The sequence below is a fragment of the Streptomyces sp. NPDC104202 genome (assembly GCF_055584185.1).
In genome coordinates this window covers 140,035-166,620 of sequence record NZ_JBVJMN010000009.1, presented here as the reverse complement: position 1 = coordinate 166,620, position 26,586 = coordinate 140,035, and the positions used below count along the sequence as shown (strand labels likewise).

Sequence of the window (26,586 nt, the reverse complement as noted above, 5' to 3'; positions counted from 1 at the left end):
CAGCGCATCCGTGATGCAGTTCCTCCTCGTGGCGGTCGTCGCCGGCCCGCTGCTCGGCGCGGCCGCCGCCCTCCTCCCGGCCCCGCCGGGGCTGAAGGGGACGTCGCCCGACCAGGCCGTGCTCCGCCACGGCGTCACCGTCACCGGCGTGGTCCTGCTGGCCGCCCTCGTCCTCGCGCTCGGCTTCGACCACGACGACCCGTCGCGGATGCAGGCCACGACCGACGTCCCGTGGATCCGCGCGCTCGACGTGCGCCTCCACCTGGGGGTCGACGGCATCTCCCTCCCGCTCCTCGTGCTGACCGCGCTGCTGACCTTCCTCTGCGCGCTCTACAGCTACTTCAAGATGCCGGCGGGCCCGTCCGCCAAGGGCTTCGTCGCGCTCCTGCTCGTCCTGGAGTCCGGCACCCTCGCCACCTTCGCCGTCCTCGACCTCGTCCTGTTCTTCCTGGCCTTCGAGACGGTCCTCGTCCCGATGTACTTCCTCATCGCCCGCTGGGGCGGCAGGGGCCGGGGGGCCGCCGCCTGGAAGTTCATCCTCTACACGCTGCTCGGCTCCGTCGTGATGCTGCTCGGCCTGCTCCTGATCGGGGTGAAGGCCGGCACCTTCGACATGGTGGCGCTCGCCGCCGACAACGGCCGCGGCCTGACCACGTCCGTCCAGATCATCGCCGTCCTCGCGATCGGCGTCGGGCTCGCGGTGAAGACCCCGATGTGGCCGCTGCACAGCTGGCTCCCGGACGCCCACACCGCCGCCCCCACCGTCGGCTCGGTGCTCCTCGCCGGCGTGCTGCTGAAGATGGGCACGTACGGCTTCGTCCGGATCGTGCTGCCGATCGCCCCCGACGGCATGCGGACCTTCGCGCCCGCCCTCGCCGCCTTCGCCGTCGCCGGCATCATCTACGGATCGCTCGCCTGCCTCGCCCTCGTCCGCCCCGGCGGCAAGGGCGACCTCAAGCGCCTGATCGCGTACTCCTCCGTCGGCCACATGGGCTTCGTGCTCCTCGGCATCGCCACCATGACCCCCACCGGCGTCAACGGCGCGCTCTTCGCGAACATCGCCCACGGCCTCGTCACCGGCCTGCTGTTCTTCCTGGTCGGCGCGGTGAAGGACCGGTACGGCACGGCCGACCTCGACACCCTCGCCGGGGCCACCGGCGCCGCGCTCTACGGCCGCGCCCCGCGCCTCGGCGCGCTCCTCGCCTTCGCCGCCGTCGCCTCCCTCGGCCTGCCCGGCCTGGCCGGCTTCTGGGGCGAGATGCTCGCCCTGTTCGGCGCCTTCGAACCCGCCGAGGGCCTCAGCCGCCCGGCCTTCCTCACCTTCATGGCGATCGGCGCGTTCGGCACCCTGCTCACCGCCGCCTACCTCCTCCTCGTCGTGCGCCGCGTCTGCATGGGCGGCCCGCGGCCCGCCGGGGAGACGGCGATCGCCGACGTCCAGGGGTACGAGTTCGCCGCCTGGACCCCGCTCGTCGCCCTCACCGTCCTCGCCGGACTCTGGCCCGCCGTCCTCCTCGGCCTCACCGACCCGGCCGTCCAGCAGCTCCTCGCCGGAGGCACCCAGTGACGTCGTCGCTCGTCCAGTCCGTCGACTGGCTCACGATCGCGCCCCCGACCCTCACCGCCGCGGTCGCGCTCGCCGTCCTCGTCGCCGACCTCTTCGTCCCCCCGGAGCGCAAGCAGCTCCTCGGCTGGACCGCGGTCGGCGGCCTCACCGCCGCCCTCGCGCTCCTCGTCCCCCTGCGGGCCGGGGACCGCGAGACGTTCTGCCTGACCGCCGACACCCGCGTCACGGCGTGCAGCTACACCGCCGACGAGTTCACCCTCGTCATCCAGCTGCTCGTCCTCGGCGGCGCGCTCCTGACGGCCCTGCTGTCGCTCGCCGACACCCGCGAGGAGCTCCCGGCCGGCGAGTACTGGTTCCTGCTGCTCTCCTCGGCCGCCGGCGCCGCCCTGCTGCCCGCCTCCCGGGACCTGGCGACCCTGGTCGTCGCCCTGGAGGTGGCCTCGCTGCCCGCGTTCGCCCTCGTCGGCCTGCGGCGCGGCGACCGGATGTCCGGCGAGGCCGCGCTGAAGTTCTTCCTCTCCTCCGTCACGGCGACCGCCGTGACCCTGCTCGGCGCGAGCTTCGTGTACGCGACGACCGGCACCCTCCACCTCACCGAGATCGCGCGGCGCCTCGACGACGTCCCCGGCCAGTTCCAGACGCTCGCCGAGGCCGGCGTCGCCCTCACCCTGGTCGGCTTCGCCTTCAAGACGGCGGCCGTCCCCTTCCACTTCTGGGTGCCGGACACCTACGTCGGCGCCCCGCTGCCCGTCGCCGCCTACCTCTCCGTGGTCGGCAAGGCCGTCGGCTTCACCGGGCTCATCCTGGTGACGGTCGTCGCCTTCCCCTCGTACGCCGACGTGTGGGGCCCGGCGCTGGCCGTCCTCGCCGCGCTCACCATGACCGCCGGCAACGTCGCCGCCCTCCGCCAGGTCACCACGCGCGCGCGGAGCGCGGTCCGGCTGCTCGCCTGGTCGTCCGTCGCCCAGGCCGGCTACCTCCTGGTGCCGATCGCCGCCGCCGCGTACTCCGGCGACGACCAGGTCGGCGCCACCGTCGCGTACGCCCTGATGTACGCCGTCGTGAACCTCGGCGCCTTCGCCGTCGTCACGCTCGTCGCCCGCACCCACCCCGGCAACCGGCTCGCGGACCACCGCGGCCTGTACGCCGCGAGCCCCGCGGCCGCCCTCGCGCTGGCCTTCTTCCTCCTGAACCTGGCCGGACTGCCCCCGGGTATCATCGGCCTCTTCGCCAAGGTGACCGTCTTCTCGGCGGCCGTCGACGCGGGCCTGGGCTGGCTCGCCGTGATCATGGGCGTCAACGTCGTGATCGGGCTGTACTACTACCTGCGCTGGACGGCCCTGCTCTTCCGCACCCCGGAGGGCGCCCCCGTCCGCCACCGGGCCCCGGCGCCGGTCACCCTGGCGATCGCGCTGACCGCCGCCGCCGGAGTCGTGCTGTCGGGCTACCCGCAGTTCGCCCTCCGCTTCGCCGCGACGGCCCTGTTCTGACCTCCCCCCACAGAGAGACACCGAGGAGCATCACCCCGTGCTGAACGGATTCAAGGACTTCATCCTCCGCGGGAACGTCATATCGCTGGCCATCGGTCTGGCCGTCGGATCGGCGTTCACGGCCGTCGTCACCGGCTTCAGCAAGGCGTTCATCACCCCGCTCATCGGCCTCGCCACCGGCTCCGTCGGCGACTTCAGCGAGGCCAGCTTCTCGGTCCAGGGCACCGTCTTCCCGTACGGCCTGGCCATCGCCGCCATCATCGCCTTCGTCATCACGGCCGCCGTCCTGTACTTCCTGATCGTCCTCCCCATGACCAAGATCCAGGACAGGTTCGCCAAGGCCGAGGCCGCCGACCCCAAGGCCGAGAAGCGCGACTGCCCCCGCTGCTTCACCGAGATCCCCGCCATCGCCACCCGCTGCGGCCACTGCACCAGCGAGGTCGAGCCCACCGCCACCACCCTGGAGAAGCTGGGCGTCCCCGCCGCCCGCTGATCACCCGAACGGCCCACGGCCCTCCCGGTGCGGCTGGGGGAACCAGCGCCTCCCGCCTGGCGTTGACCTGTACGGGAGGGTCCACTGGACGTGAGGGTCCCTCCTGACGCAGTCCGGGGGAGGACCGCCACGCAGCGAAGGGTTCCCCTGCCGCACCACCAGGAGGGCGTACCGTGCACCGCCGGCACAACGGGCTGAGGACCGCCGTACTCCTCGGAGGGCTCTCCGCCCTCATCATCGTCATCGGCAGCTTCTTCGGCCGTACGGGCCTGATCGTCGCGCTCGTCGTGGCGCTCGGCACCAACGCGTACGCGTACTGGAACAGCGACAAGCTGGCCCTGCGGGCCATGCGCGCCCGCCCGGTCAGCGAGTTCGAGGCCCCCGCCCTCTACCGGATGGTGCGCGAGCTCTCGACCCAGGCCCGGCAGCCCATGCCCCGGCTCTACATCTCGCCGACACAGGCGCCCAACGCCTTCGCCACCGGCCGCAACCCGCGCAACGCCGCCGTCTGCTGCACCGAGGGCATCCTCGCGATCCTCGACGAACGCGAGCTGCGGGGCGTCATCGGCCACGAGCTCAGCCACGTCTACAACCGGGACATCCTCATCTCCTCGGTCGCCGGAGCACTCGCCTCCGTGATCATGTTCCTGGTCAACTTCGCCTGGCTGATCCCGGTCGGCCGCTCCAGCGACGACGACGGCCCGGGCATCCTCGGCTACCTCCTGGTCCTCATCCTCGGCCCGATCGCCGCCTCGGTCATCCAGCTCGCCATCTCCCGCTCCCGGGAGTACGAGGCCGACGCCTCGGGCGCCCAGCTCACCGGCGACCCGCTCGCCCTCGCCAGCGCCCTGCGCAAGCTCGACGCCGGCACCAAGCAGCTCCCGCTGCCCCCCGAGCCGCGCATCGAGACCGCGAGCCACATGATGATCGCGAACCCCTTCCGGCCCGGAAAGGGCATGTCCAAGATGTTCTCCACCCATCCGCCGATGGCCGAACGCATCGCCCGGCTCGAACAGATGGCAGGTCGACGACCGTGAAGACGATCCTCAACGTCATATGGCTGATCCTGTGCGGCTTCTGGATGTTCCTCGGCTACATGCTCGCGGGAGTCCTCCTCTGCATCACGATCATCGGCATCCCCTTCGGGCTCGCCGCCTTCCGCATCGGGGTCTACGCCCTCTGGCCGTTCGGACACACGGTCGTCGACCGCCCCGACGCCGGAGCGCCCTCCTGCGTCGGCAACGTCCTGTGGCTGATCCTCGCGGGCTGGTGGCTCGCCCTCGGCCACATCACCACCGGCATCGCCCTGTGCATCACGATCATCGGCATCCCGCTGGGCATCGCCAACTTCAAGCTGATCCCGGTCTCCCTGCTGCCGCTCGGCAAGGAGATCGTCCCCTCGGACCAGGCCTTCGGCTACCAGGGCCGCTGAGGCCCCGGTGCGGACACCGAAGTACGCCCTCGTCTCCGGCCTGCACGCCGTCGCCCTCTGCAAGGACGTCGACGGCCTCTACGGCGAGCCCGTGCCGCCCCCGCGCCCCGTCCACGAGCTGCGCGGCTGCGAGCCGCGCGGCGAACTGGCCCGGGCCGTCACCCAGGCCGTCGTGGAGGGCACGGCGCCGCTCGGCACGCTCCACGTCGAGACCCCCGACGGCCTCGCGTGGGCCTTCACCGGCGTCCGGGTCCTCGGCGCCCGCGGCGACGTCGTCACCGTCGAGTCGGACGAGGGGCCCCGCAGGTCGTACACCGGTGCCCCGGCCGTGCCCTGCGGCAACCTCGTCCGCGTCTCCCCGCCGGAACCGGAGGAGCGGACCCACACCGACGTCACCTTCGTCGGCTGCTCGCCCCGCGGCGGGCTGCGGGACGCCCTCGCCGCCGGAGCGGCCGGATTCGACGCCGTCCGCTACCAGGTCCTGGACGCGCTCGGCGGCGTGCACCACGAGGCCGCGGCCGGCCGCATCACCCGCTGGGGCGCCTCGGTCCGCGCCCACGACCTCGTCGACCTCACCGTCTCCTTCCCCCGGGCCGGCCTGGTGCCCCGCCAGTTCCGCGAGGTCTGGGAACTGTGGCGGGGCGAGCGCCCCGCCGCACCCGGCACCTGGCGCCGGTTCGCCGGCGCGGCGCGCGGCGCGTGGCTCGCCGAGGCCGCCCGCAGGACCGCGGGCGCCCCCGGCATCACCTCCGGCACCACCTACCACCTCGACGGCGCCGACACGGTCGACGAGGACTCCCTCCTCTGCGCCCTCGGGGAGGCCGTGCTCGGCCCCGGCCGCGCCCTCGGCGTCGGAGCGCCCCACGCCGTCGGAGAGCTCCTCGCGGGCACCACGCTCGTCTGGCACCGCGCCGACGTCGCCCGCCTCTGCCTCGGCGTCCTGCCCTACGCCGACGACCGCCCGGCCACCTTCCGGGAGTTCGTCGACGGCCTCACGGCCGCGGGGGTACGGATCGTCCTCGACTGACCGCCCACGCCACCACGCCCGCCGCGACCACCCCCGAACCGGCGAGGACCGACCCCACGGGCAGCGCGAACGCCAGCGCCCCGCACCCGGCGAGCCCGAGCGCGGCGAGCGGCCTGTTCCGGCCGCCCAGCGTCCACGCGGAGGCGTTGGCGATGCCGTAGTAGACGAGCACCCCGAACGACGAGAAGCCGATCGCGCCCCGCACGTCCGCCGTCGCCGCCACCACGGCCACCACCGCGCCCACCGCCACCCCCGCCCGGTGCGGCACGTGGAAGCGCGGGTGCACGGCGGTCAGCGCGGCCGGCAGATGGCCGTCCCTGGCCATCGCCAGGGCCGTCCGGGACACCCCGAGGAGCAGCGAGAGCAGCGAGCCGAGCGCCGCGGCCACCGCGCCCGCCGTGACGGCCGGCACCAGCCACCCGGCGCCCGCCGCCCGCGCCGCGTCGGCCGGCGGCACGGGGGAGTGGGCGAGGGCCACCGGACCGAGGACGGCGAGCACGCTCACCGCGACCAGCCCGTAGACGGCGAGCGCGATCCCGAGCGCGACCGGCACCGCCCGGGGGATCGTGCGGGCCGGATCGCGGACCTCCTCGCCGAGCGTCGCGATCCGCGCGTACCCCGCGAACGCGAAGAAGAGCAAACCGGCGGCCTGGAGCACCCCGCCCGCCGTGAGCTCTCCGCCGAGCCGCGCGGGCGCCGCCCCGCCGGCCCCGAGGCAGACCGTGACGACGGCGGCCAGCACCGCCAGGACCACGGCCACGACGGCCCGGGTGAACAGGGCCGACTTCCGCACCCCGCCGTAGTCCAGGGCGGTCGTGGCCACCACGGCGGCGACCGCGACCGCCGGGGCCTGCGCCGGCCACAGGTACGCCCCGACGGTCAGCGCCATCGCCGCGCACGAGGCCGTCTTGCCGGCCACGAACGCCCAGCCGGCCAGATACCCCCAGAAGGAACCGAGACGTTCGCGACCGTACACATAGGTGCCGCCGGAGGCCGGATGGCGGGCGGCCAGCCGGGCCGACGCCATGGCGTTGGCGTACGCCACGACCGCGGCCACCCCCAGCCCCCACAGCACTCCGGCACCTGATCCGGCCGCCTCGGCCGCCGGCCCGAGCGCGACGAAGATCCCCGCTCCGACCATCGCGCCGAGCCCGATCACGACCGCGTCGAAGACGCCGAGCGACCGGCGCAGTTCCTCTGTCATGGACCGCACACTAAGGGGTGAGCCCGGTCTCCCTCAGGGTGATGTTCAGGCGTCCCACCAGGCCCAGCGCCGGCTCCGCCGTCCCCGGTCGCACGACGGGCACACCGTGGTGCGCCCACCGTGAAACGCCGCCGAAGACGAAGAGGTCGCCGGACGACAACTCCACGTCCCGGTAGGGCCGTCCGCGGTTCTCCTCGTTCCCGAACCGGAAGACGCAGCGGTCCCCGAGGCTCAGCGACACCACCGGCGCACCCGAACGCTCCTCCCGGTCCTGGTGCATGCCCATCCGCGCCCCCGGCGCGTAGAAGTTCACCAGCGCGGTGTCCGGCGCGAAACCACCGTGGTCGCCGTACGCCTCGACCAGCGCCTCCCGGCCCAACGCGGCCAGCCAGCCCGGCAGTTCCGGCCCCGCCGTGTCGAGATAGCGGTACGGCACCCACTGCCGGCCCAGGCACAGCGACCGCACCGACATGACGCCCCCGCCCGGCAGCACCGTCCGCCGGTACGCCCCCGGCCCCCGCCCCCACTCCCGGCAGGCGTCCACCAGCTCCCGCTGGCGCGCGAAGGGGAGCCACCCCGGCACGTGCACCGCGCCGGGCGCCACCTCGGCCCGCTCCCGGGGGAAGAGGCCCTCGGTCACCCGCCGGCCCCTTCGAGGCCGAGCAGCCGTTCCTTGCGGTCCAGCCCCGCCGCGTATCCGCGCAGGCTCCCGTCGGCCCCGATCACCCGGTGACAGGGCCGCACGACGAGCAGCGGGTTCCGCCCGATCGCGGTGCCCACGGCCCGCACCCCCGCCCCCGGCGAACCGACCCGGCGGGCGATCTCCCCGTACGACACCGTCGTCCCGTACGGGATCTCCTCCAGGGCCCGCCACACCCGCCGCTGGAACTCCGTCCCGGCGTCGCCGGCGAGCGGCAGGTCGAACCGGTCCCGCCGGCCCGCGAAGTACTCGCCCAGCTGCGCGGCGGCCTCCTCGAACGCCTCCGGCGCGTGCGCCCAGCCGTCCTCGACCTCGACGGCGCCCTTCTGCCCCGGCAGGGACAGCGAGCGCAGCACGGCACGGCCCCCTTCGGCGAGCCGCCCGACCAGCAGCATCTCGCCCAGGGGGCCGTCGACGTACGCGTACACGGTCATGACTGGTTCCTCTCCCCGGCACGGGTCTTCCTCAGACCAGTGTGCGGGGACCGCCGAACCTGCGGCTGGCGGTATTCGGACACGACCCTCACGCCCCGCTACGAGGTCAGCGGTAGTTCACGAACTGGATCGCGAAGTCGAAGTCCTTGCCCTTGAGCAGCGCCTGCACGGCCTGCAGGTCGTCCCGGCTCTTCGAGCTCACCCGCAGCTCGTCGCCCTGCACCTGCGCCTTGACGCCCTTCGGGCCCTCGTCCCGGATGGCCTTCGCGACCTTCTTGGCGTTCTCCTGGGAGATGCCCTCCTGCACCGACGCGAAGAGCTTGTACTCCTTGCCGGACAGCTGCGGCTCGCCCTCGACCTCCAGCGACTTCAGCGAGATGCCCCGCTTGATCAGCTTGGACTGAAAGATGTCGAGGATCGCCTTCACCCGCTCCTCGCCGCTCGCCTGCATCAGGATCTTCTCGCCCGACCACGCGATCGAGGCGTTCGTTCCCTTGAAGTCGTAGCGCTGCGAGATCTCCTTCACGGCCTGGTTGAGGGCGTTGTCGACCTCCTGCCGCTCGACCTTGGACACGATGTCGAAACTGGAGTCGGCCATGACTCGTGGCTCCTTCTTCGGATGCTGTGGGGTACAGCCCAAAGCCTAGGGGGTTCGCCACGGCCCCACCGCTGATCAACCCGGTGGCGGACCACCCCCCGGCATCAGGTATTGTTTACGTCGTTGCCAGGGAACACCGCCTCACAGCGGCTCCACGGCAGCGATCTCATGGCGATGTGCCCGAGTGGCCAATGGGAGCGGACTGTAAATCCGTCGGCTTAGCCTACCCAGGTTCGAATCCTGGCGTCGCCACGCGAAGAAGGTCCCCGGTGTTCTCACCGGGGACCTTCGCTCGTTTTCCGGGGTGGTCAGTTTCCGGCGACGTCCTTGACGGCGACGGAGAGGGGCGTGGAGCCCGAGACGAGTTCGAGGGTGAGGCCGGCGGTGCCGGGGGTGTCGAGCAGCTCGGCGAGGGTGGCGGCGACGTCGTCGCGGGGGACCGGGCCGCGGCCGGTGCGGGCCTCCAGGCGGACCAGGCCGGTGCCGGCGTCGTCGGTGAGGGCGCCGGGGCGCAGGATCGTCCAGTCCAGGGTGGTGCGGGCGCGGATGGCGTCGTCGGCGGCGCCCTTGGCGCGGAGATAGGCGTCGAAGACCTCGTCGCCCTGGTGGGTGGCGTCGGCGCCCATCGAGGAGACGACGAGGTACCGGCGTACGCCCGCGCGTTCGGCCGCCTCGGCGAAGAGCACGGCCGCTCCGCGGTCCACCGTGTCCTTGCGGGCGGCGTCGCTCCCGGGGCCCGCTCCGGCGGCGAAGACGGCCGCGTCGGCGCCCTGGAGGACGGCGGCGACCATCTCGACCGACGCCGACTCCAGGTCCAGCACGACGGGTTCGGCGCCCGCCTCCCGCAGGTCAGCCCCCTGCTCGGGTCTGCGGATGATCCCCGCGACCTCGTGTCCGCCCGCCGCGAGCAGCCTCTCCAGGCGCAGGGCGATCTGACCGTGTCCTCCAGCGATGACGATGCGCATACTCACGACCGTACGACGGGACCGGCCGGAGGGCTTCCCGGCTCGGGCGGCCGCTCCGGCCGCGCCTGGCGCGGCAGGTCGAGCGCCGCCGCCGAATCGCAGTACTCCCGCACCGCGCTCGTCCGCGCCACGACTCGCCCCCGGTGGACGACGATCCGGCTGTAGGCGAGGGAGAGCACGCCCGACAGGCGCTCCCCGCGCACCGCGAGCAGCTCCGCGGGGAAACCGGCCTCCACGCGGACCTCCGGCAGCCCCATGACCGTCCTGGCCTCGGCGCTCACCGCCGCGTACGCCTCCTGCGGCGGCAGCCCGCCGAGCGAGGCGAGGAGGTAGGCGGCCTCCAGCGGGTCCCCGCGGCCCACCGGGTTGGCCACGTCCCGCAGCGCCCCGCCGCCCGCCGCGACCCGCACCCCGGCCGCCCGGAGGAGCCGGACCGGCGCGGCGCCCCGCGTCTCCGTCCCGCCGCAGCCGCCCTGCGGCAGGCAGACCACCGTCGCGCCGGCGGCGGCCAGCCCGTCGGCCGCCCGCCGCGCCGCGTCGGCGGGGAGCCGGCCGAGGCCCGCGCAGGGCCCGAGCGTCACGCCGGGCCGCAGCCCGCCGGCCATCGCCGCGAGCCGTGCGAGCCGGGCCGGGTCGTCGGCGTCGGTGTGCAGGTCGACCGGGACGCCGTGCTCGGCGGCGATCTCCAGGACCGCCTCGACGTATCCGGCCGGGTCGGGGTCGAGGTCGGGGCAGCCTCCGACCACGCCGGCGCCCATCTTCACCGCGTCCCGCAGCATGGCGAGGCCGTCCGCGCCCGCGACCCCGGTGAGCAGCCGGGGGACGGCGACGGCCGTGAGGTCGGCGAGGCCGCGCAGCGAGCGCCGGGCCTGGAGCACGGCCTCCAGGGGGCCGAGCCCCTGGACGTCGCCGATCCGCACGTGCGCGCGGAGCGCGGTCGCGCCGTGCCCGAGCTGCAGCAGGGCGGCCTCGGTGGCCCGGCGCTGGACGTCGTCCGGCGCGTAGGAGACGGGGCCGGGGGTGTCCGCCGAGAGGGCGGTGTCGGCGTGGGCGTGGGGTTCGGCGGCCGCGGGCAGCAGCAGGTAGCCGGTGAGGTCGACCCGCGCGCCGACGGCGGCCAGGCTGCCGGCGGTGCCGACGGCCTCGATGCGGCCGCCGGAGAGGCGGACGTCCACGGTCCGCCCGTCGGTGAGCCGGGCGTGGGAGAGCAGGAGCGAGGTCGAGTCGGCGGTGGTGGCGGCCCCGTCCTCGGGCGGCTGGGGCTGCTTGCTGTCGGCTGACATCGGGCTCCTCAAGGCTCCTCAAGATCAAGATCACGCAGCGTGGAGCCGAGCCTAGGGGCGGCTCGACCCGCCTTCGAGGAGGTGCGCATAAGTCGTACCGACGAGTCCACGAGTGGCCTACGGGACGCCTGGTGGGAGCCCTCGCGGGGGTGCGGGGAAACGGATTTGGGTGATGGGCCGGAGACCGTGTAATGTCTTCCTCGCTCGCCCCAATAGCTCAGTCGGTAGAGCGTCTCCATGGTAAGGAGAAGGTCTACGGTTCGATTCCGTATTGGGGCTCTGGTGAGAAGGATCCCGTCTTCGGACGGGTTCCGGATCATCAAAGCGGTGTAGCTCAGTCGGTAGAGCAAGCGGCTCATAATCGCTGTGTCACCGGTTCAAGTCCGGTCACCGCTACAGACAGTAGCCGATTGTGGGGTCGGTCCTTCGATCGGCTACTCTTCTATGCGTTCATCCGTCCATCCGTCCGTCAAGGAGCACTCACGTGGCTGCCACCGACGTCCGCCCGAAGATCACGCTGGCCTGCGTGGAGTGCAAGGAGCGGAACTACATCACCAAGAAGAACCGGCGTAACAACCCGGACCGTCTTGAGATGAAGAAGCACTGCCCTCGCTGCAACTCGCACACCGCGCACCGCGAGACGCGTTAATCAGGCTCGTACACGAGGCCGTCCCCACTAGGGGGCGGCCTCGTGTCGTTTGTCGGCGGGTTCGGCGGAAAGCCGATGCGCCGGCACCGGCCCGAACGCGTCATCGGCACCATCGGCAACATCGGCAACAAATCCAGGAGGTATCGAGGCCATGGCGCTCGACCAGTCCTTCGTGGGCCGGACCTATCCGCCCACCGCGCCCTATGAGGTCGGCCGCGAGAAGATCCGCGAGTTCGCCGAGGCGATCGGCGACGCGAATGCGGCGTACACCGACCAGGAGGCGGCCAAGGAACTCGGTCACCCCGACGTGATCGCCCCGCCGACCTTCGTGTTCGCCATCACGTTCAAGGCGGCCGGCGCGGTCATCGAGGACCCGCAGCTCGGTCTCGACTACAGCCGCGTCGTCCACGGCGACCAGAAGTTCGCCTACACCCGGCCCGTGCGCGCCGGAGACCGGCTCTCGGTCACCTCCACCATCGAGGCGATCAAGTCCCTCGCCGGCAACGACATCCTGGACATCCGCGGGGAGGTCCACGACGCCTCCGGCGAGCACGTCGTGACCGCCTGGACCAAGCTCGTCTCCCGCGCACCCGAGGGGGCCTGACCATGACCGCGAAGATCGCCTACGACGAGGTCGAGGTCGGCACCGAGCTGCCCGCGCAGACCTTCCCCGTGACCCGCGCCACGCTGGTCCGGTACGCCGGCGCCTCCGGGGACTTCAACCCCATCCACTGGAACGAGAAGTTCGCGGTCGAGGTCGGCCTCCCCGACGTCATCGCCCACGGCATGTTCACCATGGCCGAGGCGATCCGCGTCGTCACCGACTGGGCCGGCGACCCCGCCGCCGTCGTCGAGTACGGCGTCCGCTTCACCAAGCCGGTCGTCGTCCCCAACGACGACGAGGGCGCCCTCGTCGAGGTCGCCGCCAAGGTCGCCGCCAAGCTGGACGACGGGAAGGTGCGGGTCGACATCACCGCGACGAGCGCCGGACAGAAGGTCCTCGGGATGTCCCGGGCCGTGGTCCGCCTCGCCTGACCGCACCCGGTGTCACGGGCCCGTCGCGCACGCGGCGGGCCCGTACCCTTGAGCCCGTGCAGCCACTCCACGACGCCCCCCTCGCGCCCCTGACCACCTTCCGGCTCGGCGGCCCCGCCACCCGGCTCGTCACCGCCACCACCGACGACGAGGTCGTCGCGGCGGTCCGCGAGGCCGACGCCGCGGGCACCCCGCTGCTGATCATCGGCGGCGGGTCCAACCTGGTCATCGGGGACAAGGGCTTCGACGGCACGGCGCTGCGGATCGCCACCACCGGCTTCGCCCTCGACGGCACCTGCCTGGAGCTCGCCGCCGGCGAGGTCTGGACGGACGCCGTGGCGCGGACCGTGGAGGCCGGGCTCGCCGGCGTCGAGTGCCTGGCCGGCATCCCCGGCTCGGCCGGCGCCACCCCGATCCAGAACGTCGGCGCCTACGGCCAGGACGTCTCCGCCACCGTGACCGAGGTCGTCGCCTACGACCGGCGCGCCGACGAGACCGTCACCCTCACCAACGCCGAGTGCGCCTTCTCCTACCGGCACAGCCTCTTCAAGGAGCACCCCGAGCGGTACGTGGTGCTGCGCGTCCGCTTCCGCCTGGAGGACGCCGGGGGGCTGTCGGCGCCGGTCAGGTACGCCGAGACCGCCCGCGCCCTCGGCGTGGAGGCCGGCGACCGGGTGCCGCTCGCGGCGGCCCGCGAGACCGTCCTGAGGCTCCGCGCCGGCAAGGGCATGGTCCTGGACCCGGAGGACCACGACACCTGGTCCGCGGGCTCCTTCTTCACCAACCCGATCCTCACCGCGGGGGAGTACGACGCCTTCCTCGCGCGCGTGGCCGACCGCCTCGGCCCGGACGTCGCCCCGCCGGCCTTCCCCGCCGGCGAGGACGGCCGGGTCAAGACCTCCGCCGCCTGGCTGATCGACCGGGCCGGCTTCACCAAGGGGTACGGCTCCGGGCCCGCGCGGATCTCCACCAAGCACACCCTCGCCCTCACCAACCGCGGCGAGGCGACCACCGAGGACCTGCTAGCCCTCGCCCGCGAGGTCGTCGCCGGGGTCCACGACGCCTTCGGCGTCACCCTCGTCAACGAGCCGGTGACCGTGGGCGTCGCCCTCTAGGGGAGCCACCCTCCGGGGACACCCGCAGGGCCCTAGTACGCCACGCCGACGCCCTCCCGCACCGTCGCCGGGTCGTCGACCATCGCCAGCATGGCGTGGGCCACGTCCGCGCGGGCGAGGGAACGGCCTCGGGTCGGGGTGCCGCCGACGACCCGGCGGTACGCGCCGGTGCCCCGCCCGTTCGTCAGCCGGGGCGGGCGGACCGAGGTCCAGTCGGCGGAACTGGCGGCGAGGTGGGACTCCATGACCCGCAGATCGGCGTAGACGTCCTTCAGGACCGCGTTGATCACCGCGAGAACGGCCCGGTCCACGAGGGCCTGCCCGTCCGGGACCGGGCCGAGCGGGGCCGCGCTGACCACCAGCAGCCGCCGGACGCCCGCCCCCTCCATCGCCGTGAGCACCGAGCGGGTCAGCCGGGAGGCGACGCCCGCGTCCGCCCTGCTGCGGGCCCCCAGGCCCGAGAGGACCGCGTCGCGGCCGGCGACGGCCTCACGGAGCGCGTCGGGGTCCGTCAGGTCGGTGCGCCGGACCACGAGCCGCTCGCCGGTCACCGCCAGCCGGGCCGGGTCGCGCACGACGGCCGTCACCTCGTGGCCCGCGGCCAGCGCCTGGCGGACGATCTCCCGGCCCGTGCCGCCGGTCGCGCCGAAGACGGTCAGCTTCATCCGTGTCCCCCAGGTGGTCGCGTGCCCTTCGACGGGCCCGCCGCCCATCTTCGCGCCGCGCGCCCCGCGGGACTCGGGGCTTCCTCGAATCCGGGACTCAGCCGCCGATCCACTGGTCGATGCCCGCCAGCAGCTTCTCCCGGACGTCCGCCGGGGCCGCCGAGCCCCGCACCGACTGCCGGGCCAGCTCCGCGAGCTCCGCGTCCGTGAACCCGTGGTGCCGACGGGCGATCTCGTACTGCGCGGCCAGCCGCGAGCCGAAGAGCAGCGGGTCGTCCGCGCCCAGCGCCATCGGCACCCCCGCCTCGAAGAGCGTCCGCAGCGGCACGTCCTCGTGCTTCTCGTACACCCCGAGGGCGACGTTCGACGCCGGGCAGACCTCGCAGGTCACCCCGCGCTCGGCGAGCTTCCGCAGCAGCCGCGGGTCCTCCGCCGACCGCACCCCGTGGCCGACCCGGGCCGCCCGCAGGTCGTCCAGGCAGTCCCGCACGGACGCCGGGCCCGTCAGCTCGCCGCCGTGCGGCGCCGCGAGGAGGCCGCCCTCCCGGGCGATCGCGAACGCGCGGTCGAAGTCCCGCGCCATGCCCCGCCGTTCGTCGTTCGACAGGCCGAAGCCCACGACGCCCCGGTCGGCGAACCGGACCGCGAGCCGGGCGAGCGTCCGCGCCTCCAGGGGGTGCTTCATCCGGTTCGCCGCGACCAGCACCCGCATCCCCAGCCCGGTCTCCCGGGAGGCCGCGTCGACCGCGTCCAGGATGATCTCCAGGGCGGGGATGAGCCCGCCGAGGTGCGGGGCGTACGAGGTCGGGTCGACCTGGATCTCCAGCCACCCGGAGCCGTCCCGCACGTCCTCCTGTGCCGCCTCCCGGACCAGCCGCTGGATGTCCTCCGGCGCGCGCAGGCAGGAGCGGGCGATGTCGTACAGGCGCTGGAAGCGGAACCAGCCGCGCTCGTCGGTGGCCCGCAGTTTCGGGGGCGTACCGCTGCTCAGCGCCTCGGGGAGGTGCACGCCGTACTTGTCGGCCAGCTCGATCAGGGTGGTGGGCCGCATCGAACCGGTGAAGTGCAGGTGCAGATGGGCCTTGGGCAGGGTGCTGAGGTCGCGGTAAACGTGCTCCATCGGCTGATCCTGCCCCACCCGAATGGACGACGACAGCCCGTTTCCCCGATCGGGACCTTGCTAGAACGCACAAACGGGCCCCCGGTTCCGGAGAACACGGGGGCCCGGCCGGTCCCCGGAGACGGGGACCGGGGAAGGTCAGTCGGTGGCCTCGGCCAGCAGCTTCTGGATCCGGGACACGCCCTCGACGAGGTCCTCGTCGCCCAGCGCGTACGACAGGCGCAGGTAGCCCGGGGTGCCGAAGGCCTCGCCCGGGACGACCGCGACCTCGGCCTCGTCCAGGATCAGGGCGGCCAGCTCGACCGAGCTCTGCGGGCGCTTGCCGCGGATCTCCTTGCCGAGCAGCCCCTTCACCGACGGGTAGGCGTAGAACGCGCCCTCCGGCGTCGGGCAGTACACGCCCTCGATCTCGTTCAGCATCCGCACGATCGTCTGGCGGCGGCGGTCGAACGCGGTCCGCATCTCCGCGACGGCGTCCAGGTTGCCCGAGACGGCGGCGAGAGCGGCGACCTGCGCCACGTTGCTCACGTTGGACGTGGCGTGCGACTGGAGGTTCGTCGCGGCCTTCACGACGTCCTTCGGGCCCACGATCCACCCGACGCGCCAGCCCGTCATCGCGTACGTCTTCGCCACGCCGTTGACCACGATGCACTTGTCGCGCAGCTCGGGGACGATCGCCGGCAGCGAGGTGAACGTCGCGTCGCCGTAGACGAGGTGCTCGTAGATCTCGTCCGTCAGGACCCACAGGCCGTGCTCGACGGCCCAGCGGCCGATCGCCTCGGCGTCGGCCTCGCTGTACACCGCGCCGGTCGGGTTGGACGGCGAGACGAAGAGGACGACCTTGGTGCGCTCCGTGCGGGCGGCCTCCAGCTGCTCCACCGAGACCCGGTAGCCGGTGGTCTCGTCGGCCACGACCTCCACCGGGACGCCGCCCGCGAGGCGGATCGACTCGGGGTACGTGGTCCAGTACGGCGCCGGGACGATGACCTCGTCACCCGGGTCGAGGATCGCGGCGAACGCCTCGTAGATGGCCTGCTTGCCGCCGTTGGTCACCAGGACCTGCGACGGGTCGACCTCGTAGCCGGAGTCGCGCAGCGTCTTCGCGGCGATCGCGGCCTTCAGCTCGGGCAGACCGCCGGCCGGCGTGTACCGGTGGTACTTCGGGTTCCTGCAGGCCTCGACGGCCGCCTCGACGATGTAGTCCGGAGTGGGGAAGTCGGGCTCGCCCGCGCCGAACCCGATCACCGGGCGCCCGGCGGCCTTGAGGGCCTTGGCCTTGGCGTCGACGGCGAGGGTGGCGGACTCGGAGATCGCACCGATCCGGGCGGAGACCCGACGCTCGGTGGGAGGGGTAGCAGCGCTCATACGGCCCATGGTCCCAGACCGCGTCAGGGCCCGGCACACAGGTTTCAAGGACCGGACAGGACCGGTCATTACCGGTCGTACGCGCTTCCGGCGGCAGGTCGGGCCGGTTTCTGTTCGACGCGGGGCCCCCTGACCACGTATGCTCACTGCTCGTTGGCCCGCACCGACCACATCTCACGATGCGGTAGGTTGGGGACACCGACAAAGGGTCGTAGCTCAATTGGTAGAGCACCGGTCTCCAAAACCGGCGGTTGGGGGTTCAAGTCCCTCCGGCCCTGCTACACACACCGCCAGGTGTTGTGCGCATGTACGTACTTCATTGCACCGCCGTGCGGCTCCACCCGGGCGCGGCACGGCCGACCCGGAATCAGGTGAGAGATCGTGACGGACGCCGTAGGCTCCATCGACATGCCTGATGCCGACGACGAGGCCGCAGAGTCGAAGAAGAAGTCCCGCAAGGGCGGCAAGCGCGGCAAGAAGGGCCCTCTGGGCCGTCTCGCGCTCTTCTACCGCCAGATCATCGCGGAGCTCCGCAAGGTCGTCTGGCCCACGCGCAGCCAGCTGACGACGTACACCACCGTGGTGATTGTCTTCGTCGTCATCATGATCGGCCTCGTCACCGTGATTGACTATGGCTTCCAGGAAGCAGTCAAGTACGTCTTCGGCTGACTTTTTGTTCCACCCCATCTGTATCGCAGGAAGAAGCAGCCACCGTGTCTGACGCGAACCTGAACGACGCCTTCGAGTCCGAGTCCGTCGAGGACGAGCTGGACATCGTGGAGGCCGCCGACGAGGACCAGGCAGACGCTGCTGACGACGCTGCCGCCGAGGCCGCCGAGGAGTTCGCCCTCGAGACCGAGGACGCGGGCGAGGACGAGGCGGAGTCCGACGAGGACGCCGAGACCGTCGACGCCGACGACGAGGACGACACCGTCGAGGCCGAGGCCGAGGCCGATGACGCCGAGGAAGAGACCGAGGAGGAGGCCGAGCCGGCCGCCCCGGTCGACCCGGTCGCCGCGCTCCGCGAGGAGCTGCGCACCCTCCCCGGCGAGTGGTACGTGATCCACACCTACGCGGGCTACGAGAAGCGCGTGAAGGCCAACCTCGAGCAGCGTGCCGTCTCGCTCAACGTCGAGGACTTCATCTACCAGGCCGAGGTCCCCGAGGAAGAGATCGTCCAGATCAAGGGCGGCGAGCGCAAGAACGTCAAGCAGAACAAGCTCCCCGGCTACGTCCTCGTCCGCATGGACCTGACGAACGAGTCCTGGGGCGTCGTCCGCAACACCCCCGGCGTCACCGGCTTCGTGGGCAACGCCTACGACCCGTACCCGCTGACCCTGGACGAGATCGTCAAGATGCTCGCCCCGGAGGCCGAGGAGAAGGCCGCCCGCGAGGCCGCCGAGGCCGAGGGCAAGCCGGCTCCGGCCCGCAAGCTGGAGGTCCAGGTCCTGGACTTCGAGGTCGGCGACTCGGTGACGGTCACGGACGGTCCCTTCGCGACCCTCCAGGCCACGATCAACGAGATCAACCCGGACTCGAAGAAGGTCAAGGGTCTCGTCGAGATCTTCGGCCGCGAGACCCCGGTCGAGCTCAGCTTCGACCAGATCCAGAAGAACTGATCTCACAGGTTTCCGACCAGGTCAGAGTGGCTCTCACAGCCGCTCTGACCTGCTCGGTTTTTAGCCGCGCTTCTATACCCGTTATCGTGGTGCGGTATGCCTCCATCCGGATGACCGGATGGCGGGCTGAACACTCTCACTAGGACCCGGAGAGAGCAATGCCTCCCAAGAAGAAGAAGGTCACGGGGCTTATCAAGCTCCAGATCAACGCCGGTGCGGCCAACCCGGCCCCGCCGGTCGGCCCCGCGCTGGGTCAGCACGGCGTCAACATCATGGAGTTCTGCAAGGCCTACAACGCCGCGACCGAGTCGCAGCGTGGCATGGTCGTGCCGGTGGAGATCACGGTCTACGAGGACCGCACCTTCACCTTCATCACCAAGACTCCGCCGGCCGCCAAGCTGATCCTCAAGGCCGCGGGTGTGGACAAGGGATCCGGCGAGCCGCACAAGACCAAGGTCGCCAAGCTCACGGCCGCCCAGGTCCGCGAGATCGCCACGGTCAAGCTCCCCGACCTGAACGCCAACGACCTGGACGCCGCGTCCAAGATCATCGCTGGCACCGCCCGCTCCATGGGCATCACGGTCGAGGGCTGATCACCCCCCTCGTGACCTCAGTGGTAGGGCCGGCGCGGCCCGCACCACGACTCCATACCTGAACCAACAGGAGAAGAAGTGAAGCGCAGCAAGGCTCTCCGCGGCGCGGACGCCAAGGTCGACCGCGAGCGGAACTACGCTCCCCTCGAGGCCGTCCGTCTCGCCAAGGACACCGCCACCACGAAGTTCGACGGCACCGTCGAGGTCGCCTTCCGCCTGGGTGTCGACCCGCGCAAGGCCGACCAGATGGTCCGTGGCACCGTGAACCTTCCGCACGGCACCGGCAAGACCGCCCGGGTCCTGGTCTTCGCGACCGGTGACCGTGCCGAGGCCGCGATCGCCGCGGGCGCCGACATCGTCGGCTCCGACGAGCTCATCGACGAGATCTCCAAGGGCAACCGCCTGAACGAGTTCGACGCCGTGGTGGCCACCCCGGACCTCATGGGCAAGGTCGGCCGCCTCGGCCGCGTCCTCGGCCCGCGTGGTCTCATGCCGAACCCCAAGGTCGGCACCGTCACCCCCGATGTCGCCAAGGCTGTCAACGACATCAAGGGCGGCAAGATCGAGTTCCGAGTGGACAAGCACTCGAACCTCCACTTCATCATCGGCAAGGTCTCCTTCGACGAGACCAAGCTGGTGGAGAACTACGCCGCCGCGCTGGAGGAGATCCTCCGTCTGAAGCCGTCGGCCGCCAAGGGTCGCTACATCAAGAAGGCGACCATCACCACGACGATGGGCCCCGGCATCCCGCTGGACTCCAACCGCACCCGCAACCTCCTCGTCGAGGAGGACCCGGCCGCGGTCTGAACCGAACAGGTTCGCTGAGTGGTCAGCCGGCCCCCGCCTCTCTCCGGAGAGGCGGGGGCCGGCTCTTTGTTACGGTTCAAGAAACCGTAAAGACGTGGATCAAGGGGTGGGGAACACTCATGAACAAGTCCGCATGGAAGCGCGCGGGCGTCGCCCTGACGGCCCTGGCCGTCGTGACGGGTGTCGCGGGCTGTCAGGACGGCGACGCGAAGGCCGGAGGGGCGAAGGCGGGCGGCACCACGGCGCCGGCGGCCGAGCGGCAGACGCAGAGCCTGACGGACGCCACGAAGGTCATCCAGGCCGCGTACCGGAAGACCTCGGCCGCCAAGGCCGCCAAGGTCAAGATGACGATGAGCATGAAGGGCGTCGGCGCGGAGTCCGGCACCGTCGAGATGTCCGGCGTCCAGGGCTGGGCCCCGGCGTCGATGGACATCACGATGAAGGGCTCCCTGCTCTCCGCGGGCAGCCCGGGCGCCCCGGAGCAGATGCGCATGATCATGCTCGACCAGGTCATGTACGTCGACATGGGCGCCGAGCAGGCCGCCGACATGGACGGCAAGCGCTGGATGAAGCTGGACATGAAGGCCGCCGCCGACGCGTCCGGCGACGCGGCGCTGCAGAAGCAGATGACCGGCGGCCTGGACAACATGAACCAGGACCCGGCCCAGCAGCTGGCCCTGCTCCTCGACTCGCCGAACCTGAAGCACCTCGGCGCCGAGAAGGTCAACGGCCTGGAGACCCAGCACTACAAGGGCACCCTCACCTTCGAGCAGATGCTCAAGGCGAACGAGTCCTCGAAGCTCCTGTCCAAGGAGGAGCACGACCAGCTCGTCGCGAACATGAAGAAGGCGGGCCTCAAGGGCTACGACACCGAGCTCTGGGTCACCGAGGACGGCTACCCGGCGCGCATGGACGTCGGCATGACCATGGCCCAGGGCACGATGACCATGCGGGCCGACTACAGCGACTACGGCACCGCGATCGCCGTCCAGGAGCCGCCGGCCAAGGACACCGTCGACCTCTTCGAGATGCTGAAGGGCCTCGGCAAGGGCTGATTTGCCCCCGGCCGCCCCGGTCACGTACTCTTCCACAGAAGCCAAAGACCGCTGGTCGTTGCTGTGCCCCTACCGGGTGCGGTGGCCGAAGGATCCGCTGACAACGGACGACCCGCGCAGGTGACTGTGGAGAGTTCCCGGACTTCGGTCCGGTCGAGCTGAGCCCCGTGCGCCTGCGCCCGGGGCGTTTTGTTTTGTTCAGCCACCTTCTGAGCGGTCCTCATCACCCGGAAGGAGGCCGAAGCACTATGCCGACGCCCAACAAGGCTGCATCGGTGGCCGAGCTCAAGGACGCGTTCCAGAGCTCCAACGCCGCCGTGCTGACCGAGTACCGGGGTCTCACCGTGGCGCAGCTCAAGACGCTGCGTCGTTCGCTCGGTGAGAACGCCCAGTACGCCGTGGTGAAGAACACGCTGACCAAGATTGCGGCCAACGAGGCCGGGATCACCGCACTGGACGAGCACTTCGCTGGTCCGACCGCGGTCGCCTTCGTCACCGGTGACCCGGTGGAGTCGGCGAAGGCCCTGCGTGACTTCGCCAAGGAGAACCCGAACCTCATCATCAAGGCCGGTGTCCTTGACGGTAAGGCTCTCTCCGCCGACGACATCAAGAAGCTTGCGGACCTCGAGTCCCGCGAGGTTCTGCTCAGCAAGCTGGCCGGCGCGTTCAAGGGCAAGCAGTCCCAGGCTGCCTCGCTCTTCCAGGCGCTGCCGTCGAAGTTCGTCCGCACCGCGGAAGCGCTTCGCGTCAAGCTCGCCGAGCAGGGCGGTGCCGAGTAATTCGGCTCGCGCATTGATCCGCGCCGCCTAGTGCACGGGTCGTAGCGGGCCGTTACGCCCGCCTCTATAGACACATCGGCACCTGCCGAATTAGTGGAAGGATCGCCCATCATGGCGAAGCTCTCTCAGGACGACCTCCTCGCCCAGTTCGAGGAGATGACCCTCATCGAGCTCTCCGAGTTCGTGAAGGCCTTCGAGGAGAAGTTCGACGTCACCGCCGCCGCGGCCGTCGCCGTTGCCGGCCCGGGTGCCCCGGTCGCCGGTGCCGAGGCCGTCGAGGAGCAGGACGAGTTCGACGTCATCCTCGAGGGTGCCGGCGACAAGAAGATCCAGGTCATCAAGGTCGTGCGCGAGCTCACCTCCCTGGGCCTCAAGGAGGCCAAGGACCTCGTCGACGGCACCCCGAAGCCGGTCCTCGAGAAGGTCGCGAAGGAGGCCGCCGAGAAGGCTGCCGAGTCCCTCAAGGCCGCCGGCGCCTCCGTCACGGTCAAGTAAGGCCGTTTCGGCTCGCTGAGCTGACTCCTGCCCCCGTGTAACGCGGAGGCACCGACAGGCGATCACCCAACTGGGTGGTCGCCTTTCGGCGTTCCCGGAACGGGCGTGGCGGGCGGCCGGAGGGCCTCCGGAAGCGGAGTATGGTGATCTTCGCCGTGCGCCCCGCACACCGGGGGGCCTTGACGAACCGCACGCAGCGCGCAATTCTCAGGACGCGTCGTCACAACGATCCGTTTCCGAGGCATGGATCGACGACTGAACGGGCAGTATCGAGGTGCGCCGCCCGGCGCGAGGTACCGCGGAGTTGAGAGCAACGAGGGTCGCGAATTATTCGCCCTGGACATCAGTGAGCCAAGTGGCTACACTGACCCTTTGCGCTGCCTGTTAGCTGCCCCCTGCCCGTCACCAGGGGCATACCTTCGCATCCGCTACTCGGACCGACCCCGTCTGACCTGGCTTTTTGGCCATATCAGGAAAAGTCTGCCGTGAAGCGATGCAGGGGACCGGTACGCGCGTAGTGAGTCCGAGCCCTCGGAAGGACCCCCTCTTGGCCGCCTCGCGCAACGCCTCGACCAATACGAACAACGGCGCAAGCACCGCCCCGCTGCGCATCTCCTTTGCAAAGATCAAGGAGCCCCTCGAGGTTCCGAACCTCCTCGCGCTGCAGACCGAGAGCTTTGACTGGCTGCTCGGCAACGCCGCCTGGAAGGCTCGCGTCGAGGCTGCCCTTGAGTCGGGACAGGACGTCCCCACGAAGTCCGGTCTGGAGGAGATCTTCGAGGAGATCTCCCCGATCGAGGACTTCTCCGGGTCGATGTCGCTGACCTTCCGCGACCACCGCTTCGAGCCGCCGAAGAACTCGATCGACGAGTGCAAGGACCGTGACTTCACGTACGGCGCCCCGCTCTTCGTCACCGCCGAGTTCACGAACAACGAGACCGGCGAGATCAAGTCCCAGACGGTCTTCATGGGCGACTTCCCGCTCATGACCAACAAGGGCACCTTCGTCATCAACGGCACCGAGCGTGTCGTCGTGTCGCAGCTCGTCCGCTCCCCGGGCGTCTACTTCGACTCCTCGATCGACAAGACGTCCGACAAGGACATCTTCTCCGCCAAGATCATCCCGTCCCGGGGTGCCTGGCTGGAGATGGAGATCGACAAGCGCGACCTCGTCGGTGTCCGCATCGACCGCAAGCGCAAGCAGTCCGTCACCGTGCTGCTGAAGGCCCTCGGCTGGACCACCGAGCAGATCCTGCAGGAGTTCGGCGAGTACGAGTCCATGCGCGCCACCCTGGAGAAGGACCACACCCAGGGCCAGGACGACGCGCTGCTCGACATCTACCGCAAGCTGCGTCCGGGCGAGCCGCCGACCCGTGAGGCCGCTCAGACGCTGCTCGAGAACCTCTACTTCAACCCGAAGCGCTACGACCTCGCGAAGGTCGGCCGCTACAAGGTGAACAAGAAGCTCGGCGCCGACGAGCCGCTGAACGCCGGCGTGCTCACCACCGACGACGTCATCGCCACGATCAAGTACCTGGTCAAGCTCCACGCGGGCGAGACCGAGACGATCGGCGAGAACGGCAACGAGATCGTCGTCGAGACCGACGACATCGACCACTTCGGCAACCGTCGTCTGCGCAACGTCGGCGAGCTCATCCAGAACCAGGTCCGCACGGGTCTGGCTCGCATGGAGCGCGTCGTCCGCGAGCGCATGACCACGCAGGACGTCGAGGCGATCACCCCGCAGACCCTGATCAACATCCGCCCGGTCGTGGCGTCGATCAAGGAGTTCTTCGGAACGTCGCAGCTCTCGCAGTTCATGGACCAGAACAACCCGCTGTCGGGTCTGACGCACAAGCGTCGTCTCTCGGCGCTGGGTCCCGGTGGTCTGTCCCGTGAGCGGGCCGGCTTCGAGGTCCGTGACGTGCACCCGTCCCACTACGGACGCATGTGCCCGATCGAGACCCCCGAAGGCCCGAACATCGGTCTGATCGGTTCGCTCGCCTCGTACGGCCGCGTCAACGCGTTCGGCTTCATCGAGACGCCGTACCGCAAGGTCGTCGACGGCCAGGTCACCGACGAGGTCGACTACGTCACCGCCGACGAGGAGGACCGCTTCGTCATCGCGCAGGCCAACGCCGCGCTCAACGACGAGATGCAGTTCACCGAGCCGCGCGTCCTGGTCCGCAAGCGTGGCGGCGAGGTCGACTACGTCGAGCCGTCGGACGTGGACTACATGGACGTCTCGCCGCGCCAGATGGTGTCGGTCGCGACCGCCATGATCCCGTTCCTCGAGCACGACGACGCCAACCGTGCCCTCATGGGCGCGAACATGATGCGTCAGGCCGTCCCGCTGATTAAGTCGGAGGCCCCGCTCGTCGGCACCGGCATGGAGTACCGCTGCGCCACCGACGCCGGCGACGTGCTCAAGGCCGAGAAGGACGGTGTCGTCCAGGAGCTGTCGGCCGACTACATCACGGTCGCCAACGACGACGGCACGTACATCACGTACCGCCTGCACAAGTTCTCCCGCTCCAACCAGGGCACCTCTGTGAACCAGAAGGTCGTCGTGGACGAGGGCGACCGCGTCATCGAGGGTCAGGTCCTCGCCGACGGTCCCGCCACCGAAGACGGCGAGATGGCGCTCGGCAAGAACCTCCTCGTGGCGTTCATGCCGTGGGAGGGCCACAACTACGAGGACGCGATCATCCTGTCGCAGCGCCTCGTGCAGGACGACGTCCTCTCCTCGATCCACATCGAGGAGCACGAGGTCGACGCCCGTGACACCAAGCTCGGCCCGGAGGAGATCACCCGGGACATCCCGAACGTCTCCGAGGAGGTCCTCGCCGACCTCGACGAGCGCGGCATCATCCGCATCGGTGCCGAGGTCGTCGCCGGCGACATCCTGGTCGGCAAGGTCACGCCCAAGGGCGAGACCGAGCTCACCCCGGAGGAGCGCCTGCTCCGCGCGATCTTCGGTGAGAAGGCGCGCGAGGTCCGCGACACCTCGCTGAAGGTGCCCCACGGCGAGATCGGCAAGATCATCGGCGTGCGCGTCTTCGACCGCGAGGAGGGCGACGAGCTTCCCCCGGGCGTGAACCAGCTGGTCCGCGTCTACGTCGCCCAGAAGCGCAAGATCACCGACGGTGACAAGCTCGCCGGCCGTCACGGCAACAAGGGCGTCATCTCCAAGATCCTGCCGATCGAGGACATGCCGTTCCTGGAGGACGGCACCCCGGTCGACATCATCCTCAACCCGCTGGGTGTCCCGTCCCGAATGAACCCGGGACAGGTCCTGGAGATCCACCTCGGCTGGCTCGCCAGCCGCGGCTGGGACGTCTCCGGTCTCGCGGACGAGTGGGCGCAGCGCCTCCAGGCGATCGGCGCCGACCAGGTCGCCCCCGGCACCAACGTCGCCACCCCGGTCTTCGACGGTGCGCGTGAGGACGAGCTCGCGGGTCTGCTCCAGCACACCATCCCGAACCGCGACGGCGAGCGCATGGTGCTCCCGACCGGCAAGGCGAGGCTGTTCGACGGCCGCTCCGGCGAGCCGTTCCCGGACCCGATCTCCGTCGGGTACATGTACATCCTCAAGCTCCACCACCTGGTCGACGACAAGCTGCACGCCCGGTCGACCGGCCCGTACTCGATGATCACCCAGCAGCCGCTGGGTGGTAAGGCCCAGTTCGGTGGCCAGCGCTTCGGTGAGATGGAGGTGTGGGCGCTGGAGGCGTACGGCGCCGCGTACGCCCTCCAGGAGCTGCTGACGATCAAGTCCGACGACGTGACCGGCCGTGTGAAGGTCTACGAGGCCATCGTCAAGGGCGAGAACATCCCTGAGCCCGGCATCCCCGAGTCCTTCAAGGTGCTCATCAAGGAGATGCAGTCCCTGTGCCTCAACGTGGAGGTGCTGTCCTCGGACGGCATGTCCATCGAGATGCGCGACACCGACGAGGACGTCTTCCGCGCAGCGGAGGAGCTCGGCATCGACCTGTCCCGGCGCGAGCCGAGCAGCGTCGAAGAGGTCTGACGGGAGTTCCGGCAGGGGGACCAGTGACGGTCCCCCCGCCGGCCCCAGGACCCCCGTTCCAGACCC

27 protein-coding genes and 4 tRNA genes are annotated in these 26,586 nt (G+C 70.9%); 22 read left to right on the top strand and 9 right to left on the bottom strand.

The genetic code is table 11. The features are described 5' to 3' along the window. The first annotated feature begins 13 nt into the window (after nt 1-13). From ACZ60W_RS09355 to ACZ60W_RS09330, 6 genes are all read left to right on the top strand, one after another. Nucleotides 14-1,567: a complex I subunit 4 family protein gene (locus ACZ60W_RS09355; RefSeq protein WP_469754747.1), complete on the top strand. Its 1,554-nt coding sequence runs from the start codon at nt 14-16 to the stop codon at nt 1,565-1,567. Continuing rightward, on the top strand, nt 1,564-3,057 hold the full coding sequence (locus ACZ60W_RS09350; RefSeq protein WP_469754733.1) for an NADH-quinone oxidoreductase subunit N: 1,494 nt from the start codon (nt 1,564-1,566) through the stop codon (nt 3,055-3,057). Before ACZ60W_RS09355 ends, ACZ60W_RS09350 begins: the two co-directional genes overlap by 4 nt. A 37-nt stretch (nt 3,058-3,094) precedes the next feature. After that, complete coding sequence (gene mscL / locus ACZ60W_RS09345; RefSeq protein WP_469754732.1) at nt 3,095-3,550, top strand: large conductance mechanosensitive channel protein MscL; 456 nt, start codon at nt 3,095-3,097, stop codon at nt 3,548-3,550. Nucleotides 3,551-3,723: 173 nt separating this feature from the next. After that, nucleotides 3,724-4,587, top strand: a complete 864-nt coding sequence (gene htpX / locus ACZ60W_RS09340) for a zinc metalloprotease HtpX (protein ID WP_469754731.1) — start codon at nt 3,724-3,726, stop codon at nt 4,585-4,587. Next, nucleotides 4,584-4,982, top strand: coding sequence for a YccF domain-containing protein (locus tag ACZ60W_RS09335; RefSeq protein WP_469754730.1), 399 nt, complete (start codon nt 4,584-4,586; stop codon nt 4,980-4,982). The genes htpX and ACZ60W_RS09335 overlap by 4 nt, the downstream gene beginning before the upstream one ends. A 7-nt stretch (nt 4,983-4,989) precedes the next feature. After that, a complete protein-coding gene (locus ACZ60W_RS09330) occupies nt 4,990-6,009 on the top strand; it encodes a barstar family protein (RefSeq protein WP_469754729.1) in 1,020 nt (339 codons plus the stop codon). Here the strand turns inward: ACZ60W_RS09330 and ACZ60W_RS09325 are convergent. From ACZ60W_RS09325 to ACZ60W_RS09310, 4 genes are all read right to left on the bottom strand, one after another. Next, nucleotides 5,975-7,213 (bottom strand): APC family permease, encoded by a 1,239-nt coding sequence (locus ACZ60W_RS09325; RefSeq protein ID WP_469754728.1) that lies wholly within the window; start codon nt 7,211-7,213, stop codon nt 5,975-5,977. The two genes, ACZ60W_RS09330 and ACZ60W_RS09325, sit on opposite strands and share 35 nt — an antisense overlap. 10 nt (nt 7,214-7,223) lie before the next feature. Next, entirely contained in the window at nt 7,224-7,853 is a 630-nt protein-coding gene (locus ACZ60W_RS09320) for an alpha-ketoglutarate-dependent dioxygenase AlkB family protein (protein ID WP_469754727.1), read from the bottom strand. Beyond that, the gene (locus ACZ60W_RS09315; RefSeq protein ID WP_469754726.1) at nt 7,850-8,347 is read right to left on the bottom strand and encodes a methylated-DNA--[protein]-cysteine S-methyltransferase; all 498 of its coding nucleotides are present in this window, start codon (nt 8,345-8,347) and stop codon (nt 7,850-7,852) included. The genes ACZ60W_RS09320 and ACZ60W_RS09315 overlap by 4 nt, the downstream gene beginning before the upstream one ends. A 106-nt stretch (nt 8,348-8,453) precedes the next feature. Next, nucleotides 8,454-8,945 (bottom strand): YajQ family cyclic di-GMP-binding protein, encoded by a 492-nt coding sequence (locus tag ACZ60W_RS09310; protein WP_365222321.1) that lies wholly within the window; start codon nt 8,943-8,945, stop codon nt 8,454-8,456. Nucleotides 8,946-9,115: 170 nt separating this feature from the next. On the opposite strand from ACZ60W_RS09310, the gene ACZ60W_RS09305 reads away from it, so the two are divergent. Then, nucleotides 9,116-9,197 (top strand) — tRNA-Tyr (locus ACZ60W_RS09305). Between the two features lie 56 nt (nt 9,198-9,253). Here the strand turns inward: ACZ60W_RS09305 and ACZ60W_RS09300 are convergent. Beyond that, nucleotides 9,254-9,910 (bottom strand): SDR family oxidoreductase, encoded by a 657-nt coding sequence (locus ACZ60W_RS09300; RefSeq protein ID WP_469754725.1) that lies wholly within the window; start codon nt 9,908-9,910, stop codon nt 9,254-9,256. Between the two features lie 2 nt (nt 9,911-9,912). Further along, on the bottom strand, nt 9,913-11,193 hold the full coding sequence (locus ACZ60W_RS09295; RefSeq protein WP_469754724.1) for an amidohydrolase family protein: 1,281 nt from the start codon (nt 11,191-11,193) through the stop codon (nt 9,913-9,915). A gap of 206 nt (nt 11,194-11,399) precedes the next feature. On the opposite strand from ACZ60W_RS09295, the gene ACZ60W_RS09290 reads away from it, so the two are divergent. The 6 genes from ACZ60W_RS09290 to ACZ60W_RS09265 all read left to right on the top strand — a co-directional run bounded on the left by ACZ60W_RS09290 (nt 11,400) and on the right by ACZ60W_RS09265 (nt 13,992). Further along, a tRNA-Thr gene (locus tag ACZ60W_RS09290) sits at nt 11,400-11,472 on the top strand. A gap of 44 nt (nt 11,473-11,516) precedes the next feature. Next, nucleotides 11,517-11,589, top strand: a tRNA-Met gene (locus ACZ60W_RS09285). Between the two features lie 88 nt (nt 11,590-11,677). Continuing rightward, nucleotides 11,678-11,842, top strand: coding sequence for a 50S ribosomal protein L33 (rpmG, locus tag ACZ60W_RS09280; protein WP_003956487.1), 165 nt, complete (start codon nt 11,678-11,680; stop codon nt 11,840-11,842). A gap of 151 nt (nt 11,843-11,993) precedes the next feature. Next, nucleotides 11,994-12,446 carry an FAS1-like dehydratase domain-containing protein gene (locus tag ACZ60W_RS09275; RefSeq protein WP_469754723.1) on the top strand — a complete coding sequence of 151 codons (453 nt, stop codon included), beginning with the start codon at nt 11,994-11,996 and terminating at the stop codon, nt 12,444-12,446. A gap of 2 nt (nt 12,447-12,448) precedes the next feature. Then, nucleotides 12,449-12,877, top strand: coding sequence for a MaoC family dehydratase (locus tag ACZ60W_RS09270; protein WP_469754722.1), 429 nt, complete (start codon nt 12,449-12,451; stop codon nt 12,875-12,877). After that, nucleotides 12,874-13,992, top strand: a complete 1,119-nt coding sequence (locus ACZ60W_RS09265) for a UDP-N-acetylmuramate dehydrogenase (protein ID WP_469754746.1) — start codon at nt 12,874-12,876, stop codon at nt 13,990-13,992. Before ACZ60W_RS09270 ends, ACZ60W_RS09265 begins: the two co-directional genes overlap by 4 nt. A gap of 32 nt (nt 13,993-14,024) precedes the next feature. On the opposite strand, the gene ACZ60W_RS09260 is transcribed toward ACZ60W_RS09265, so the two are convergent. The 3 genes from ACZ60W_RS09260 to ACZ60W_RS09250 all read right to left on the bottom strand — a co-directional run bounded on the left by ACZ60W_RS09260 (nt 14,025) and on the right by ACZ60W_RS09250 (nt 17,142). After that, nucleotides 14,025-14,657, bottom strand: coding sequence for an NAD(P)-dependent oxidoreductase (locus ACZ60W_RS09260; protein WP_469754721.1), 633 nt, complete (start codon nt 14,655-14,657; stop codon nt 14,025-14,027). Between the two features lie 97 nt (nt 14,658-14,754). Beyond that, complete coding sequence (locus ACZ60W_RS09255; RefSeq protein ID WP_469754720.1) at nt 14,755-15,777, bottom strand: adenosine deaminase; 1,023 nt, start codon at nt 15,775-15,777, stop codon at nt 14,755-14,757. Nucleotides 15,778-15,915: 138 nt separating this feature from the next. Beyond that, nucleotides 15,916-17,142, bottom strand: a complete 1,227-nt coding sequence (locus tag ACZ60W_RS09250) for a pyridoxal phosphate-dependent aminotransferase (RefSeq protein ID WP_469754719.1) — start codon at nt 17,140-17,142, stop codon at nt 15,916-15,918. Nucleotides 17,143-17,347: 205 nt separating this feature from the next. Here ACZ60W_RS09250 and ACZ60W_RS09245 point away from each other — a divergent pair. From ACZ60W_RS09245 to rpoB, 9 genes are all read left to right on the top strand, one after another. Then, nucleotides 17,348-17,420, top strand: a tRNA-Trp gene (locus ACZ60W_RS09245). A 103-nt stretch (nt 17,421-17,523) separates the two neighbouring features. Beyond that, nucleotides 17,524-17,811 carry a preprotein translocase subunit SecE gene (secE, locus tag ACZ60W_RS09240; RefSeq protein WP_384895634.1) on the top strand — a complete coding sequence of 96 codons (288 nt, stop codon included), beginning with the start codon at nt 17,524-17,526 and terminating at the stop codon, nt 17,809-17,811. Nucleotides 17,812-17,855: 44 nt separating this feature from the next. After that, a complete protein-coding gene (gene nusG, locus ACZ60W_RS09235; protein WP_469754718.1) occupies nt 17,856-18,761 on the top strand; it encodes a transcription termination/antitermination protein NusG in 906 nt (301 codons plus the stop codon). Between the two features lie 158 nt (nt 18,762-18,919). After that, nucleotides 18,920-19,354 (top strand): 50S ribosomal protein L11, encoded by a 435-nt coding sequence (gene rplK, locus ACZ60W_RS09230; RefSeq protein ID WP_015035536.1) that lies wholly within the window; start codon nt 18,920-18,922, stop codon nt 19,352-19,354. A gap of 78 nt (nt 19,355-19,432) precedes the next feature. After that, nucleotides 19,433-20,161 carry a 50S ribosomal protein L1 gene (gene rplA / locus ACZ60W_RS09225; protein ID WP_469754717.1) on the top strand — a complete coding sequence of 243 codons (729 nt, stop codon included), beginning with the start codon at nt 19,433-19,435 and terminating at the stop codon, nt 20,159-20,161. Nucleotides 20,162-20,280: 119 nt separating this feature from the next. Further along, nucleotides 20,281-21,216: an SCO4651 family lipoprotein gene (locus tag ACZ60W_RS09220; RefSeq protein ID WP_469754716.1), complete on the top strand. Its 936-nt coding sequence runs from the start codon at nt 20,281-20,283 to the stop codon at nt 21,214-21,216. A 248-nt stretch (nt 21,217-21,464) separates the two neighbouring features. Beyond that, a complete protein-coding gene (gene rplJ, locus ACZ60W_RS09215) occupies nt 21,465-21,995 on the top strand; it encodes a 50S ribosomal protein L10 (RefSeq protein WP_030687887.1) in 531 nt (176 codons plus the stop codon). A 111-nt stretch (nt 21,996-22,106) separates the two neighbouring features. Continuing rightward, nucleotides 22,107-22,490 (top strand): 50S ribosomal protein L7/L12, encoded by a 384-nt coding sequence (gene rplL / locus ACZ60W_RS09210; RefSeq protein WP_073910766.1) that lies wholly within the window; start codon nt 22,107-22,109, stop codon nt 22,488-22,490. Between the two features lie 547 nt (nt 22,491-23,037). Further along, nucleotides 23,038-26,520 carry a DNA-directed RNA polymerase subunit beta gene (gene rpoB, locus ACZ60W_RS09205; protein ID WP_469754715.1) on the top strand — a complete coding sequence of 1,161 codons (3,483 nt, stop codon included), beginning with the start codon at nt 23,038-23,040 and terminating at the stop codon, nt 26,518-26,520. Nucleotides 26,521-26,586: the final 66 nt, after the last annotated feature.